The organism is Ruminococcus sp. RTP21198st1_G1_RTP21198_201120 (genome assembly GCF_040924265.1).
Lineage (GTDB): Bacteria > Bacillota > Clostridia > Oscillospirales > Ruminococcaceae > Hominimerdicola > Hominimerdicola aceti.
On sequence record NZ_JBCOMH010000004.1, the window covers coordinates 1 to 16,175 of the forward strand.

Consider the following 16,175-nt stretch of genomic DNA (forward strand, 5'->3'; position numbering starts at 1 on the left):
CCCCTAGACCCCACAAGCCCTCTAGCGCCGGGCTTGAGCGTGCGCTTTATCTCTCGCTTCGCTCGGTGCTTTATTTTACTTTATACTTGCAATTTACTTTGGTCTGCTATGCTCATTCCTCATTCCTCACTCCTAACTCCTCACTTAAACTCCGCTCCTCACTCAAAAAAAACTTCCCCTTGATTATTCCCCCAAAAAGTGCTATACTATTGATAAGTAAAATTGTACGAAATCCTAACCCCAAGGAGGTAAATTTCTATGAATTGTACTCATTTCAAAAGCTACTATCCGTCCTCTGACGGACTTCATAAGATCGCGTATTACGTTCGTTTCCCTATCGGCACAGTAAGAGGTGTCGTTCAGATATCCCACGGTATGTGCGAATATTTCAGACGTTATGACGACCTCGCTGAGTTCCTCACAGGCTTAGGCTTCGCTGTCTGCGGAAACGACCACCTCGGTCATGGCGACAGTGTGAACGACAGCTCCGAGCTTGGCTACTTCTCCCCTGAACATGGCTGGGAAAACGCTGTCGAGGATATGTATACTCTCACAAAAATGATGAAACACAACTACCCTGACAAGCCGTATTTTCTTCTCGGCCACAGCATGGGAAGCTTCCTTGCAAGAGCTTTTGTCACCAAGCATGGCAGAAACCTCACAGCGGCTATCTTCTGTGGAACAAGCGGCGGCATGGAGGGTATTCCTGCTTTGCTCACCCTTGTTGACAGCCTGAAAATACTCCATGGTGATAAATATAGGAGCAACGCTGTAAATAAGCTTGCTTTCGGTGCTTATACAAGAAAAATTACCGATAAGGTCAGCGAATATGATTGGATATCCCGTGACCCTGAAATAGTTTCCACCTACGAAAAAGACCCTAAATGCAACTTTATTTTCACCCTAAACGGCTTTGAAAATCTTGCAAAGCTTTTGTGGTATGTTTCAAACGAAAAGTGGTTCTCCACCTATCCGAAAACTTTGCCTACCTATCTTATAGCAGGCAGTGCCGACCCTGTGGGAAACTACGGAAAAGGCGTACTAAACGTGTTCAACAGGCTGTCCCTCAACGGCTGTGACGTTGAGATGAAGATATACGAAAATGCACGTCACGAGCTTGTGAACGAAACCAACCGCCGCGAAGTGTATAATGATATTGCAGATTTTCTGCTCGATATCATAAGCTCTGAAATGTGTTCAGATTAAGCTGTAAGGGAGAGAAGTCAACGTGTTTGCTGTAATAAACAGTGTAGGTCTGCTGGGGCTTAATGCCTTTGCGGTCAAGGTGGAGATAGAAGCTTCAAAGGGTCTGCCCTCTTTCGATATCGTGGGGCTTGCAGACGCATCTGTAAAAGAAAGCCGTGAACGTGTGCGTTCTGCACTGCGTTCAAGCGAGATAACATTGCCTCTGAGAAAAATAATCATAAATCTTGCACCTGCCGATGTGAGAAAAACAGGCTCGGTCTATGACTTAGCCGTGGCAGTTGCACTCTTGCGAATGGCTGACCTTGTTGATGACAGTATGCTTTCCACCTCCGCTTTTATCGGTGAGCTTTCTCTCAGCGGAGAAGTAAGACCTGTTCAGGGCGTTTTGCCTATGACCATAATGGCGCAGAAAATGGGACTTTCTGAGATATATGTTCCTACCGACAATGTTCGTGAAGCTTCCGTTGTGGAGGGTATAAAAGCCTATGGCGTAAGGTCTTTACGTGAGCTTGTTTTTCACTTTGAGAAAAAGGCGGCAATAGTTCCTGCGGCACATTATAAGCCCACCGCTGAAAGCTATTTCGGAAGTCTTGATTTTGCCGACGTAAAAGGACAATCAGCGGCAAAAAAAGCATTAGAGGTCGCAGCGGCAGGCGGTCACAACGTTCTTATGATAGGTTCGCCTGGCTCAGGAAAATCAATGCTTGCAAAACGTATGCCGTCGATACTTCCTGCCATGACCTTTGAGGAGTCCATAGAAACCACAAATATCCATTCTGTGGCAGGACTTTTGGACAGCAACAGTCCTCTTATCACCGCCAGACCTTTCCGTTCACCGCATCATACAGTTTCACCAGCAGGACTTTCAGGCGGAGGCTCTGTGCCAAAGCCCGGCGAGATATCCCTTGCACATAACGGCTTGCTTTTTCTTGACGAGCTTGCAGAGTTTTCACGCCCTGCCCTTGAGATCTTACGTCAGCCTTTGGAGGACAGGCAGGTGACCATATCCAGAGTGTCAGGGTCGATAACATACCCATGTTCGTTCATGCTTATTGCTGCAATGAATCCATGTCCATGCGGATATTTTGGTCACCCCACAAGAAAGTGCATATGCTCTCCGAAACAAGTTTCAAGCTATCTTTCCAAAGTCAGCGGACCACTTCTCGACCGTTTCGACATTCATTTGGAGGTCGCACCTGTTGAGTTTGCAGATCTTTCTTCCACTGCCAAAGAGGAGTCATCAGCGTCCATAAGAGAGCGTGTTCAAAAAGCCCGTGACATACAAAACGAGCGTTTCAAAGGCACTAGCATAACCTGCAACGCACGAATAACTTCTGATATTCTTCACGAGGTCTGCCCTGTGACAGATGAGGCTTCGAAGCTTTTGGAGAACGTTTTTGACAGGCTGGGTCTTTCAGCAAGAGCCTATGACCGCATACTTAAAGTCGCACGAACTGTTGCGGATATGGACGGTGCAGAGGTCATAGACAAAAAGCATATCGCAATGGCTGTTCAGTATCGAAGCCTTGACAGAAAATACTGGAATGGGTGATATGTGCGTCACATAAAAGCTGACAGGAAACGGGCGAACACTGTTCGCCCCTACTATGGCGTATTCAATACATATGATAATTGCAGACGGTTTTTATTCCGTCTGTTTTTTTGTGCAAAAAAGTACGGGAACGCCCGAAACATTCCCGTACTGTCCTTATCACAATTCTATAATTATCCCTTAAAAATTCTATTCCAAAAAAATCAATCTGCCACTGCGTTCTTTGCGATAACGTCTGCAACAAGATTTGCAGGAAGCGGCTCGTAACGTGCTTTTTCAAATGTGAACACGCCCTGACCCTGTGTCATTTGTCTCAGAAGCAACGTGAAGTCTGCCATTTCAGCCATTGGAACTTCCGCAACTATTTCTGTCATGCCCTTCTTTTCCGCAGGATTCATGCCCAGAACTCTGCCTCTTCTCTTATTAAGCTCGCCCATCATGTCGCCAGTGTTATCGTCAGGTACGAAAACGCTCAAGGAGCCGATCGGTTCGAGGAGAACAGGCTCTGCCTGACGCATACCCTCTTTGTATGCGATAGAAGCTGCCATTTTAAATGCCATTTCTGAGCTGTCAACGGGGTGATATGAGCCGTCCACAAGGATAGCTTTCAGACCTACTACAGGGAAACCTGCGAGAACGCCTTTCTTTACGCTTTCCTGCAAGCCCTTTTCTACGGCTGGGAAGAAGTTCTTTGGAACTGCTCCGCCAAACACCTTTTCTTCAAATACAAGGTCGTCAGATACGCATGGCTCAAATTCTATCCAAACGTCGCCATACTGACCGTGACCGCCTGACTGCTTCTTATGTCTGCCCTGCACCTTGACTTTCTTTCTGATTGTTTCACGATAGGAGATCTTAGGCACAGAAGTTTCTACTTCAACGCCGAATGTTCCCGCAAGTCTGCCCACAACAGAATCAAGGTGAAGTCCGCCCAAGGTGCTGAGTATCATTTCGTTTGTTGACGGGTCGAGCTTGTAATCTATAGTAAGGTCTTCTTCCATAAGTCTTGTCATTGCGGCGGATATCTTGCTTTCATCGCCCTGCTTTTTAGCTCTTACTGCCATTTTGTAGCACGGCTTAGGGAAGGTCATAGGTGCAAACTTAACAACTCTCGTGGAGTCACAGATAGTATCGTTGGTGTTCACGTTCATCTTCATTGCAACAACGATATCTCCACAGCCTGCTTCGGCAACGTCTATCTGCTTTTTGCCCTGAAGCGTAACAAGCTTTCCGACCTTTTCGGTGCTTCCTGTGGTAGCGTTCACAACCTCCTTGTTAGGTGTAAGCTTTCCTGAAAATACCTTTATATATGACATCTTGCCAACAAATGGGTCAGCAACTGTCTTGAATACAAATGCGCTCATAGGGTCGCTTTCAACGCAAGCGACCTCAACAGCTTCGCCGTCTGCTGTTTCGCCTATCATAGCGTCCTTTTCTGACGGAGGAGGGAGCAGTAGGTCTATCTCCTTAAGGAGCATATCAACACCTGAGAGATCTGTGGAAGAAACGCAGGTAACAGGAGTTATAATGCCTGAGTTCATGCCGCTATGTATTCCGTCGGTAAGCTCTTTCTGTGTGAATGCTTCGCCTGAGAAGAACTTTTCAAAAAGCGCCTCGTCAGTTTCTGCAACGGCTTCGGACACGGCTTCGATAAGTCCGTCGATACGATAGCCCATTTTCTCTGATACCTCAGCTGTAGGCATATCAGTTTCAACTGCCTTGCCGTCTTCATACTTATATGCTTTCATCTCAATGAGATTTACATAAGAAACTATCTTTCTGTCTGCGATAACAGGCACAACAACAGGGCAAACTGTAGGTCCGAACTCTGCTTTGAGCTGAGTAAGAACGTTATTGAAGTTTGCGTTATCGTCATCAAGCTTTGTTACAACGAACATTGTAGGCTTGCCCATTTTCTTTGCAAGGTCATAAGCCTTGTGAGTACCTACACGAACGCCTGATTTACCTGATACAGTGATGAGTACGCAACCGCTTGCGGCAATGCCCTCAACAGCTTCGCCCTCATAATCGAACATACCGGGAGTATCAAGAAGATTTACCTTGAACTCGCCAGTTTCCAAAGAAGAAAGAGATGTGTAAACAGAACATTTTCTCTTTATCTCATCAGGGGTATAATCAGAAACAGTGTTTCCGTCAGTTATCTTGCCGAGCCTGTCAGTAGCTCCGCTTTTATATAGCAGTGCCTCAGTCAGAGAGGTCTTTCCAGAACCTGCCTGACCTGCAATAGCAATATTTTTTATTTTTGTGCTGTCGTATTTTTTCAAGTTGATCGCTCCAATCTATGCCGTTGGACGGCTTAATGTGATATGCAGTATAATTATATGTATCATTTACACAAAATATATCAACCGCATAAGATAATTATATACTATTTTCACATAAATAGCAAGGGTGGAAAGAAAAATTTCTTTCGTGAATGTGAACAAAGTTTAGACTTGTTATAAAGCAGATTGCACAAGGGCGAAAGAAGTGAGGAGTGAGGAATGAGGAATTAGGAATTAGAAATTAGGAATGAGCAAAGCTGCCCTCAAGCGCCGAGCGAAGCGATTTTGCGGCGGCAGGACTTGCCCGAATATCTGTAGGGGTGCGGTTATCAGAGATGTGTGAATGCAAAAAAAGCTCCCCGAGCGTTTCGGAGAGCTTTGCGTTATTTTACCCTTATGATAGGCTGAAGCTGTATCCCTTCAAGAGCCGACTGAATAGTTTCGGGTATGAGTTCAAACTCAGCCACTATGGAGTTTGGCTTCTTTTCACAGTTGTCCTGCGCATATGGTACGAAATAGTAGTTTCTCAGATTTTGCAGATAACCTATGTTTTTAGCACACCCTGCCAGTGCGTCATTTGTCGATATGGCGATGACCACGGGACGAGCATTTCTCAGATGACTTTTTACCGCCATGGTGGCTGGAGTGTCCGTCAAGCCAAGAGCAAGCTTTGCTGCCGTGTTTGAGGTGCAGGGTGCTACTACCATGATATCACACATCTTTTTCGGGCCGATCGGCTCGGCTTCTTCTATGGTGCGTATGACCTTGCGGCCTGCTATGGTTTCAAGACGTTTGATGTTTTCTTCCGCTGTGCCAAAACGTGTAGATATAGATGCGGCGTTGAAAGACATTATTGGCACAAGCTTTGCGCCCTGCTGCACAAGCCGTTCTGCGGCGGCAAATGCCTTTTCAAAGGTGCAGAAGGAGCCGGTCATGCAAAAGCCTATTCGTATGCCGTCAAGTGACATTCTTTGTTCCCCTTTCATTCAAAATGTCCGTGACTGTTCGGGCGATTATCTCTCCTGCAGTCATAGGTGCGGCTTTGGCTGGAAGTCCCAATGCCCATACCACACGCCTGTTCAGCTTTGCGGCAGTTTCATGATCTACTCCGCCAGGTCGGGAGGCAAGGTCTATGATAAGAGATTTTTTATCCATTACGCCCAAAAGCTTTTCATCAAGTATCATGGCAGGGACGGTGTTTATTATTATAGTGTACCCCGAAATATTGTCCGCAAGAGCTGTGATAAGCTCTGCCTTATATCCTGCACCCTCGGCTTCTGCAAGCGCAGAAAGCTTTCTTGCGGATATAGTCACATCTGCGCCGACAGCCCGAAAAAGCTTAGCGCAGGCTTTCGCTACTCTACCATAGCCAATAACTAGGACGGTGGAACCGTTCACGGTGACAGCAAGCTCCTGCATGGCTATTTGCAAAGCGCCCTCCGCCGTGGGGATACAATTTCTTATAACAAGCTCCTCTCGCTTATAGTAATCCTTAACATCGAAGCCAAGAGAGGAGAAATATTCTATTTGATCACGGCGAAGCAGACCGCCTGCCACGAGTGCATTTTTCTTTAAATGCGTTGAAACGTCACTGCATGATACCTTTACATTACGGCTAGAAGAGATATCCAGCCCGTCAGCTTTCATAAGAGGAAGTACGAGAACGTCCGCCTTTTCGGTGAGCTGATCGAGATGAGCGAGGGGGATAGTGTCCTCGCCTTTATCGTCCATGCCGTAAGTATAGACTCTGCCGATTTTAGCGAGAGTCTGAGCTGTATATGTTTGTCTTGCGTCACCGCCGACGCAGAGGAAAACTGTTTTTTTCATATGGATACCTCCTGTGGGACTATGCCTGATAGAGTTATATATAATTATATGTATCGGTGGGCTAAATGTTACCGGCAAAACAAAACGCCCTATCCCTGCAAAGCAAGAATTGCGGCGCTTTGATATGATATCATATTTCTATCTTGATAAACTTCGGCTCGTGCTTTTTGAAATAGGTCAGATACTTAAAGCCTGCCGCCTGCGCCATTTCTACGCCTGCGGAAATATCTCTGCCGATATCTGCGGTGCAGTGGGCGTCTGAGCCTATGGTCAATATCTCGCCGCCGAGGGCTTTGTAGAGCTTCACATAGCCAAGGTCCGGGAGTGGCTTGCCGTATTTTTGCCTAAGTCCCGACACATTTATCTCTATGCCCTTGCCTTTTTGGATAAGTGTACAAAAAATTTCTCTGATAATATCTTCATATGGGGAAAGATCTATTTGTATACCGCAATCTCCTTGGATATATCGCAGAGGATAGGTGAGGTGTCCTAAAACGTCTAACTTGCCCCATTTGCACATTTCAAGCATTTCTTTGAAATAGTCGTCAAGGAGAGCATAGGTTTGCGACAAGTCCATATTTTTGTACTCTATCCAATAGAAATCGTCCTTGCCTTTATTCTGATGATGTGAGCCTATGATAAAATCAAGGCGTTTGTCGGAGGCTATCTCCTCGGCAAATTCTATATCCTGCAAAGGCTGACCAAGCTCTATTCCGCAGAGAAAATTTAAACCCTCCAGATGCTGGGAAGCTTCATACTGGGCGACTATGCTTGCGGGGGCATACTCCCCCGAGCCGTACATCATGCCGTCTTTCAGGGCTTCAGGGTCACCATAATGCTCGGCTTTGTAGCGGAAATTGCAATCGCAATGGTCAGTTATGGCAAATGCCGCCAAACCAAGCTCTTTGGCTTTTGCTAAAGACTGTTCTACAGTTCCCTCACCATCTGGGGAAAAGCCTGTGTGGGTGTGCATATCTATAAGAGTTTTCATAGGTTCTCCTATCTGTACAGAAATTTGTACTTATATAGAATTGTAAAGCTTTTCAAACTGTTTTGCCGCTTCTGCCGCACGTCTTACAAAGCTGTCAGGTGCAGCATTTCGGTACATGGTGGACTTTGACATATAAAGCTCTAATGACAATGGTGGCTGGTGGTCGAGGTTTTTGAGCTTTCTGAGAAATTTCTCAAAGTTCAGGTTGCCGTCAAATGGTATCATGTGTCCGTCGGTGTTGCCGTCGTTATCGTGGATATGCAGGCAGGCAAGCTTGCTTCCAAACTTCGTCAGGCAATCGGAATTCTTTGAGAAGCAATTCTCATGACCTGTATCGTAGCAAAATTTCACGTTATCATGGCTTCCGAACTGGTCAAACAGCACGTCAAGAAACTGCGGGAGCTGGATATTCTCAAAGGCGATATCGACGCCGTTTTCTTCTCCGCACTGTATTATCTTGGCGAAATTCTCTATACCGAAACGAGATACTTCGGGCGGAACAAGCCCGTCAGTGGGGTGGCATATCATGGTTTTTATGTCGTTTTCACCGCACACTCTTACACATTCAAGTGTTCGTTGGAGGATATATTCGCTCTCCGGGCATATTGTCCAAAGGGCGTTCATGCGGTCAAACTGTGAATGGACGTTTTCTATTTCCAGTCCAAAATTTCGTACAATATCATACTGCGTGTATTTTAGTCCGTCAGAAAAACCAAGCATTACACCGTCAAAGCCGTTCTCTTTTATAAGTCTTATGCGCTCCTCAAAGGGTATTTTGAAGGTGAAGTCTGCAAACATACAGCGTTTCAATCTGTTTTCCTCCTTACCAAAAACAGCGGCAGAATTGCTCTGCCGCCGTGAAAATTTAGTTTTTGAGAGAATGGAGTGGTGCAGGGATCTGTCCGCCACGATTGATGAACTTGGAAGGCGACTCTTTTTTGAGCGGCATAACAGGTCCGCAGCCAAAAAGTCCGCCCCAATCAAGTTCTTCGCCAACGCCCTTGCCAATAGCAGGGATAACTCTTACGGCGGTGGTCTTGTTGTTTACCATACCGATAGCAGCTTCGTCTGCGATGATAGCGGAAATAGTATCGGCTGGGGTATCGCCCGGAATACATATCATATCAAGACCAACTGAGCATACAGCGGTCATAGCTTCAAGTTTTTCAATGCAGAGCGCACCGCTCTTTGCGGCATCGATCATACCTGCGTCCTCAGAAACAGGGATAAATGCACCTGAAAGTCCGCCTATTCTTGAGCAAGCCATTACGCCGCCCTTTTTAACTGCGTCATTGAGCAGGGCGAGGGCTGCTGTTGTGCCATGTGTACCGCACTTTTCAAGTCCTATTTCCTCGAGGATATGGGCAACAGAGTCGCCTACTGCCGGAGTTGGTGCGAGTGAAAGGTCAACGATGCCGAATGGCACGCCAAGGCGCTTGGAAGCGATAGTTCCAACGAGCTGACCTACTCTTGTTATCTTATATGAGATCTCCTTGATAACGTCGGATATCTTTGTGATATCAGCGTCAGGATATTTTCTCAAAGCGGCTCTTACAACACCAGGACCTGATACGCCCACGTTTATCATGCAATCAGGCTCGCCAACTCCGTGGAAAGCACCTGCCATGAACGGGTTATCCTCAACTGCGTTACAGAAAACAACGAGTTTTGCTGCGCCAAAGCAGGCAGAGTCAACTGTTCTTTCTGCACACTCTCTTACAACGCCACCCATCATTTTGCAGGCATCCAGATTGATACCTGTTTTTGTTGAACCGATATTTACAGAGGAACATACTCTCTCAGTAGTAGCAAGTGCCTCTGGGATAGACTTGATAAGCTCGATATCGCCTGCGGAGAAGCCCTTTGGAACGAGGGCTGTATATCCACCGATAAGGTTTACGCCAACGTCCTTTGCGGCTCTGTCCATAGCGTGTGCAAATGGAACAGGTGAACACTTGCAGGCAGCAGACACGATAGCGATAGGGGTAACGGAAATTCTCTTATTTATGATCGGGATTCCAAGCTCCTTTTCTATCTGCTCGCCCACCTCAACAAGTCTTGCGGCTTTTGCGGTTATCTTCTTATAGACATTCTCGCAGGCAACGTTTATATCGCTGTCGATACAATCAAGCAGAGAAATGCCCATTGTGATAGTACGAATATCAAGACAATCGTCCTGTATCATTCGTATCGTTTCCAACACGTCATATGTATTAATCATTTTACAGAAATCTCCTCTTTAGATATGGTGCATACAGTTAAAAATATCCTCGTGCATGGTATGGATCTTTACACCCATTGTCTGACCAAGCTCTGTCAGTCCGTCCGCCATGGTAGCAAAATCGGAGTTGAGCTTTGTGATGTCAACAAGCATTATCATAGCAAAGAGGTCCTGCAAAACTGACTGAGTGACCTCGATAACATTCGCATTATATTCTGCACACTTTGTGCTTACCTTTGCAAGGATACCTACAGCGTCCTTACCTATAACCGTAACAACAGCTCTCATTAATAAGACCAGCCTTTCCAAATTCATTTATATATCTTCTATTATACCACACAGCGGAGATTTTGCCAAGAGTTTTAATTATAAATATTTTATTAACGTTGGAAAATCCGTGTTATGGGTCGAGGGTCAAGGCAGGTGGTTTGCAGTGAACGAAACGGGCGAACATTGTTCGCCCCTACCCATATTTGTACGAATTACAAAAAAATTCGTAAAAAAATCAAAAACGTTGAAGTGCAAAAAAGCGGGGTGTCAGATTTCTGCAAAACAAAAAACGCCCCCATTCAGGGGACGTTCTTGTATTATTTTTCTGTTCTGAATGGAGCAAGTGGTATGCCTGTTTCGTTGAAGATAGTTACCTCGCAATAGTTGAACCAGTTATATCTTGCATACAGAGGTTTTTCAACGGCGTCTGACTTGATGAAAATTTTGCTGCCGTTTATGGTGATATCGGCTTTTACGAACTCTTCGTCCTTGCCTGCTATCTCAAAGCCCTGTGCTTCGCCCTTTACTACAAAGCCGTTTTCGGCATGGTCAAAGCTAAGCTCTATACCGCCGTTTTTATACTCCAGCGACTTATAGATAGGTCCGAATGCTTTTACGTCCATGCCGTAGAAAAGCTTTTCTGCCTGCAAACAAAGTCTTTCGCCAACGGGTACTTTATTCTTTGGGTGGATCTCGTTGAACTCACCGCAATCTGAGATAACAGCTATTCCTGTATTTTTCACTGTCTTATATGCTCTCATCTGTGCTTCTCTTATTTTACACCAATGCTTATAATCAGGGTCGGCGGCATATTTGAACATTGGGAGCTGGACGATTATGAACGGAAGCTCGTCGTCGCCCCACTTCTCTCTCCAAAGCCTGATAAGAGATGTGAGGAGGGTATAATAGCTGTCAGGCTTATGGTCGTCAGACTCGCCCTGATAATAGAGGAAGCCTTTTATTGTATAAGGACAAACTCTTGACACCATGGTCTCAAAAAGTCCTGTTGGACGGAATGGGTTTACGCAGTTTATCGGGCCCGGCCAATTCTTATCGCCAAGGATCTCGTTGGCTTTCTCCCAGCTCATTGTTGGGTCTTTTTGCAGAAGCTCGCCGTATTTTTTATCCCACACACGCTCAAATTTCTGATAATCTCTGTATTCTTTTATCTGCTCCTCGACAGTTTTGCCCTCAATACGTTTTTCATACTCGTCTATGTAGCTTCTTATTTCAGCGTTGTTTTCAAGGGTCGGTCTGTCTACCCATGCGGAGGCTGATGTGCCGCCCCAGTTACAGCCGATAAGTCCTACTGTTACGCCAAGGTCTTTGGCAAGCTTTCTTCCAAAGAAAAAGCCGACTGCACTCCATGCCCTTGAATTATCTTTTGAAGCCTGTGACCATGCGGTATTGTTTTCGTCCTCATAGAACATTTCGTCAAGGGTGCCACGCTTTTGAGTGTAATAAAATCTTACGTTGCAATCAGGGGTGAGGTTTTCGAGGACTTCTTTGCCGCCCTTTGCGTTTTGAAGTTCAAGCTCCATATTTGACTGACCGCCGCAGAACCACACTTCGCCTATCATGATACGGCAGAATTTTTTCTCTGTACAGCCGTCTGAAACTGTCATTTCATACTCTCCGCCAGCACTCATTGGAGGGAGAACGGCTGTCCACCTGCCGTCGCAGACCTGCGTCTGGACTGACACGCCGTTGAGCGTTACGGTGACAGTTCTTTCCTCGTCCCCAAGTCCCCAGACTGTTATGTTCTTGTCACGCTGGAGCACCATATCGTTTGAAAAAATATTTGCTACTTTTAACATACTTCTTTCACCTTTCAATACCTATAAAAATTCAATATTCAAAAAGATATCATCGCCTCAGGCGATACCTTAATTCCTCACTCCTAACTCCTCACTTACAGTGTGTGGTAGAAAAGAATGATATCCTCAAAGACGCCCTCTTTGTTTTCAAAGCCCTTCGGTACAGTGCCGAGCTTAACAAAGCCGAGGTTTTCGTAAAGCTTTACCGCCTTGACATTTGACGCAACAACGGCATTGAACTGGAGCACCTTAAAGCCTTTCTGCTTTGCTATGAAAAGACAATGTTCGACTATGACCTTGCCTGCTCCTTTTCCACGGCAGGTGCTTTTTACGGCATAGCTTGCGTTTGCGATATGTCCGCATCTGCCAACGTTATTAGGGTGGAGGATATACATTCCTACAGTTTCGCCCTCATACTCTGCAACACCGCAGAATGTTTGTGAAGCAAAAAACTTTTTCGCACCCTCATAGTCGAGAGTTTCTTTCTGTGGGAAGGCATTGCCCTCTTTTACAACTTCGTTCCATATCTCTGCCATTGCAGGAACGTCATCAATATTGTAACCTCTTACGGTCACGTTTTTCATTTTTGCCATTTTGGATACTTCTCCATAATAAAATTACTCTATAAATGACTTCATGCCACGCTCACGTCGCCAATCAAGGAACTCCTCATATGTGCCCTGTCTGTCGATACAGCCGTCGTGGGTTATCTCGATTATTCTGTTTGCAACTGTCTGAACTATTTCGTGGTCATGAGATGCGAAAATCACAACGCCTTTGAAATCTCTAAGTCCGTTATTCACGGCTGTGATAGACTCAAGGTCGAGGTGGTTGGTAGGTCTGTCAAGCATTATAACGTTTGAGCCGAAGAGCATCATACGGCTGAACATACATCTTACCTTTTCACCGCCTGAGAGAACTTTTACAGGCTTATATATCTCGTCCCCTGAGAAGAGCATTTTGCCAAGGAAACCTCTGAGGTAGGTGTCTGTTACCTCGGAAGTGGAATATTTTCTTATCCAGTCAACTATGCTTTCGTCATTATCGTTGAAGTAGGCTGAGTTATCTATTGGGAAATAGGAACGTGATGTGGAAACGCCCCACTTAATGCTGCCCTCGTCTGGCTCTTCTTCCTCTGCAAGTATCTTGAAAAGCATTGTGATAGCCTGCTCGGACTCGCCTATGAAAGCGACCTTATCGGTACGGCTGAGGGTAAAGGAAACATTATTGAGAAGCTTTACTCCGTCAACTGTTTTTGAGATGCCGTTGACTTTGAGTACGTCTTTTCCAAGCTCTCTATCCATATTAAAGCCTATGAAAGGATATTTTCTTGATGAGGCAGGCATTTCCTCGACTGTGAGCTTATCAAGAAGCTTTCTTCTTGCGGTAGCCTGCTTGGACTTTGATTTGTTTGCTGAGAAGCGGTTGATGAACTCCTGGAGTTCCTTGATCTTCTCCTCGGCTTTCTTGTTCTGGTTCTTTATCATTCTCTGCATAAGCTGTGAGGACTCATACCAGAACTCGTAGTTACCAACATACATTTTTATCTTTGTATAGTCGATATCCACGATATGGGTACAAACATTATTAAGGAAGTGTCTGTCATGGGATACGACGAGGACAGTTCCGAAATAGTCGGCAAGGAAGTCCTCAAGCCAGCTTATAGCGTCGATATCAAGGTGGTTTGTAGGCTCGTCAAGCATGATGATATCAGGGTTGCCGAAAAGTGCCTGTGCAAGGAGCACCTTGACTTTTTCGTTACCTGAGAGGGTGGACATCTGTGAATAGAGGATATCCTCGGAAAGACCAAGACCCTGAATGAGCTTTGAAGCGTCAGACTCAGCTTCCCAGCCGTTTAATTCTGCGAACTCGCTTTCAAGCTGACCTGCTCTGTCGCCGTCCTCCTCGGTGAAGTCCTCCTTGGCGTAAAGCTCGTCCTTTTCTTTCATTATCTCATAAAGACGCTTATTGCCCATTATTACAGTTTCGAGAACTGTATACTCGTCAAATGCAAAGTGATCCTGACGAAGCACTGAAAGTCTGTCCTCTTTTGAGATCACTACCTCGCCTGTGGTAGGCTCTATCTCACCGCAGAGGATCTTCAGAAATGTTGACTTTCCTGCACCGTTTGCACCGATTATGCCATAGCAGTTGCCGTTTGTAAATTTAAGGTCAACGTCCTTGAAAAGAAGCTGACCACCGAATGAAAGGCTTACGTTTGATACTGTTATCATTTTAACTCTCCTATATCTGATAATTATACTTTGACACTTTATTATACCACACAAAGCGGCTTATGTCTACTTTTAATTATTAATTTTTCATCACTGCGCTTTTATGGTGCAAACGAGGTTTTGCTCTTGACGTTTTCAACAAAAAGTGTTATAATTGTTATGTTCACATTGGCAATAGCGATAATTATTGCCCTGAAAATTCAAGAAATTAAGTTGGAAAGGATAACTTGAATATGAAAAAAGTTTTGTTCGCTTCTTCGGAGTGTGTTCCGTTTATCAAGACAGGCGGTCTTGCTGACGTTGTTGGCTCTCTGCCTAAGTGCTTTGACAAGAGGTATTATGATGTCAGAGTAATTCTTCCTAAATATTCCTGCATGAAACAGCAGTGGAAAGACATGATGCAGTACAAAACGCATTTCTACATGGACTTTGCAGGTCAGAGCCAATATGTGGGCGTGCTTGAATGCGTTTATGATGGCGTTACGTTCTATTTTATCGACAACGAACATTATTTCACCGGTGACAAGCCTTACACTGAGCATCACTGGGATATAGAAAAGTTCATGTACTTTGACAGAGCTGTGCTTTCTGCTCTGCCGCTTCTTGATTTCCGTCCTGACGTTATACACTGTCACGACTGGCAGACGGGTCTTATACCTGTATATCTTCATGACAGCTTTGCAGGGGGAGATTTTTTCCGCGGCATAAAGACTGTTATGACTATACACAATCTGAAATTCCAGGGAAATGACGGAGTTGAGCAGTTCAAGAGGATATCCGGTCTGTCTGACTACTACTTCACTATCGACAAGCTGAGAACGGGCGTTGACGGAAATATGCTCAAGGGCGGTCTTGTTTATGCTGACGCTATCACAACTGTCAGCAACACATACGCAGAGGAGATAAAGACGCAGTTCTACGGCGAGGGTCTTGACGGACTTATGAGGGCAAGGGCTAACGATCTCCGTGGTATCGTAAATGGTATCGACTACGTTGATTACAACCCTGACACGGACAAGAACATTGTTGTAAGATACAATTATGACAACGTGCTTGAGAAGAAGATACACAACAAGAGGGCAATTCAGGCTGAGCTTGGTCTTGCGCAGGACGACAATCGCTTTATGATAGGCATTGTTAGCCGTTTGACAGATCAGAAGGGCTTTGACCTTATTGCATACATGATGGAAAGAATGTGCGAACAGGGCATACAGTTCGTTGTGCTTGGCACGGGCGAGCAGAAATATGAGGATATGTTCCGCTGGTTTGCAGGCAAGTATCCTGACAGGGTTTCCGCTAACATTTACTACAGTGAGGAAATGAGCCACCGCATTTACGCATCTGCTGACGCATTCCTTATGCCGTCACTTTTCGAGCCATGTGGACTTTCACAGCTTATGTCACTGCGTTACGGTACGTTGCCTATCGTTCGTGAAACTGGCGGTTTGAGAGATACTGTTCAGCCGTTCAATCAGTTTGAGAGGACCGGCACTGGTTTCAGCTTTGCAAACTACAATGCACACGAGATGTACAACACTGTTATGTTCGCAAAGTACATATTTGATGACAGACGTGACGAATGGAACGGACTTATCAAATCTGCAATGGCACAGGATTTCTCATGGCAGGCTTCTGCTAACAAGTATCAGGAAATGTATGACTGGCTTATCGGCTAAGATAGATACAAGAAAAGCTCCGCCTTCCTGCGGAGCTTTTCTTATGTTATAGGTTTTGTGGCAAGCATATGATTTATCGGAGATCAGGTGGGAGAC

General features: G+C 45.4%; 13 protein-coding genes. 3 read left to right on the forward strand and 10 right to left on the reverse strand.

The features are described 5' to 3' along the window. Positions 1 to 258: 258 nt before the first annotated feature. Together AB5627_RS03435 and AB5627_RS03440 are read left to right on the forward strand one after the other, a co-directional pair. Positions 259 to 1,206, forward strand: coding sequence for an alpha/beta fold hydrolase (locus tag AB5627_RS03435; RefSeq protein WP_117958033.1), 948 nt, complete (start codon positions 259 to 261; stop codon positions 1,204 to 1,206). 22 nt (positions 1,207 to 1,228) lie between these two features. After that, positions 1,229 to 2,758: a YifB family Mg chelatase-like AAA ATPase gene (locus AB5627_RS03440; protein ID WP_117958032.1), complete on the forward strand. Its 1,530-nt coding sequence runs from the start codon at positions 1,229 to 1,231 to the stop codon at positions 2,756 to 2,758. A 203-nt stretch (positions 2,759 to 2,961) separates the two neighbouring features. On the opposite strand, the gene AB5627_RS03445 is transcribed toward AB5627_RS03440, so the two are convergent. From AB5627_RS03445 to AB5627_RS03490, 10 genes are all read right to left on the reverse strand, one after another. Beyond that, entirely contained in the window at positions 2,962 to 5,043 is a 2,082-nt protein-coding gene (locus AB5627_RS03445) for a translation factor GTPase family protein (protein WP_118053775.1), read from the reverse strand. Positions 5,044 to 5,426: 383 nt separating this feature from the next. Continuing rightward, a complete protein-coding gene (locus AB5627_RS03450; RefSeq protein WP_148303556.1) occupies positions 5,427 to 6,029 on the reverse strand; it encodes a dipicolinate synthase subunit B in 603 nt (200 codons plus the stop codon). Then, complete coding sequence (locus tag AB5627_RS03455) at positions 6,001 to 6,870, reverse strand: dipicolinate synthase subunit DpsA (RefSeq protein ID WP_368369671.1); 870 nt, start codon at positions 6,868 to 6,870, stop codon at positions 6,001 to 6,003. The genes AB5627_RS03450 and AB5627_RS03455 overlap by 29 nt, the downstream gene beginning before the upstream one ends. Before the next feature lie 130 nt (positions 6,871 to 7,000). Continuing rightward, positions 7,001 to 7,861, reverse strand: coding sequence for a histidinol-phosphatase HisJ family protein (locus AB5627_RS03460; protein ID WP_368369672.1), 861 nt, complete (start codon positions 7,859 to 7,861; stop codon positions 7,001 to 7,003). Between the two features lie 30 nt (positions 7,862 to 7,891). After that, complete coding sequence (locus AB5627_RS03465; RefSeq protein WP_368369673.1) at positions 7,892 to 8,671, reverse strand: sugar phosphate isomerase/epimerase family protein; 780 nt, start codon at positions 8,669 to 8,671, stop codon at positions 7,892 to 7,894. 55 nt (positions 8,672 to 8,726) lie between these two features. Beyond that, positions 8,727 to 10,082: a PFL family protein gene (locus AB5627_RS03470; protein ID WP_022286600.1), complete on the reverse strand. Its 1,356-nt coding sequence runs from the start codon at positions 10,080 to 10,082 to the stop codon at positions 8,727 to 8,729. A gap of 18 nt (positions 10,083 to 10,100) precedes the next feature. After that, positions 10,101 to 10,370 (reverse strand): ACT domain-containing protein, encoded by a 270-nt coding sequence (locus tag AB5627_RS03475; RefSeq protein ID WP_022286601.1) that lies wholly within the window; start codon positions 10,368 to 10,370, stop codon positions 10,101 to 10,103. A gap of 299 nt (positions 10,371 to 10,669) precedes the next feature. Next, positions 10,670 to 12,169, reverse strand: coding sequence for a sialate O-acetylesterase (locus tag AB5627_RS03480; protein WP_022286602.1), 1,500 nt, complete (start codon positions 12,167 to 12,169; stop codon positions 10,670 to 10,672). A gap of 95 nt (positions 12,170 to 12,264) precedes the next feature. Beyond that, positions 12,265 to 12,753 carry a GNAT family N-acetyltransferase gene (locus tag AB5627_RS03485; RefSeq protein WP_046441384.1) on the reverse strand — a complete coding sequence of 163 codons (489 nt, stop codon included), beginning with the start codon at positions 12,751 to 12,753 and terminating at the stop codon, positions 12,265 to 12,267. A gap of 33 nt (positions 12,754 to 12,786) precedes the next feature. Beyond that, positions 12,787 to 14,403 carry an ABC-F family ATP-binding cassette domain-containing protein gene (locus tag AB5627_RS03490; protein ID WP_022286604.1) on the reverse strand — a complete coding sequence of 539 codons (1,617 nt, stop codon included), beginning with the start codon at positions 14,401 to 14,403 and terminating at the stop codon, positions 12,787 to 12,789. 233 nt (positions 14,404 to 14,636) lie between these two features. Between AB5627_RS03490 and glgA the strand changes: the two genes are divergently transcribed. Further along, a complete protein-coding gene (gene glgA, locus AB5627_RS03495; protein WP_022286605.1) occupies positions 14,637 to 16,079 on the forward strand; it encodes a glycogen synthase GlgA in 1,443 nt (480 codons plus the stop codon). Positions 16,080 to 16,175 lie beyond the last annotated feature (96 nt).

Excerpts from the sequence above, each read along its gene's own strand:
- AB5627_RS03460 (WP_368369672.1), bottom strand. The coding sequence starts at position 7,861 with ATGAAAACTCTTATAGATATGCACACCCACACAGGCTTTTCCCCAGAT.
- AB5627_RS03490 (WP_022286604.1), bottom strand. The coding sequence starts at position 14,403 with ATGATAACAGTATCAAACGTAAGCCTTTCATTCGGTGGTCAGCTTCTT.
- glgA (WP_022286605.1), top strand. The coding sequence starts at position 14,637 with ATGAAAAAAGTTTTGTTCGCTTCTTCGGAGTGTGTTCCGTTTATCAAG.
- AB5627_RS03470 (WP_022286600.1), bottom strand. The coding sequence starts at position 10,082 with ATGATTAATACATATGACGTGTTGGAAACGATACGAATGATACAGGAC.
- AB5627_RS03485 (WP_046441384.1), bottom strand. The coding sequence starts at position 12,753 with ATGAAAAACGTGACCGTAAGAGGTTACAATATTGATGACGTTCCTGCA.
- AB5627_RS03450 (WP_148303556.1), bottom strand. The coding sequence starts at position 6,029 with ATGAAAGGGGAACAAAGAATGTCACTTGACGGCATACGAATAGGCTTT.
- AB5627_RS03475 (WP_022286601.1), bottom strand. The coding sequence starts at position 10,370 with ATGAGAGCTGTTGTTACGGTTATAGGTAAGGACGCTGTAGGTATCCTT.
- AB5627_RS03455 (WP_368369671.1), bottom strand. The coding sequence starts at position 6,870 with ATGAAAAAAACAGTTTTCCTCTGCGTCGGCGGTGACGCAAGACAAACA.
- AB5627_RS03480 (WP_022286602.1), bottom strand. The coding sequence starts at position 12,169 with ATGTTAAAAGTAGCAAATATTTTTTCAAACGATATGGTGCTCCAGCGT.
- AB5627_RS03435 (WP_117958033.1), top strand. The coding sequence starts at position 259 with ATGAATTGTACTCATTTCAAAAGCTACTATCCGTCCTCTGACGGACTT.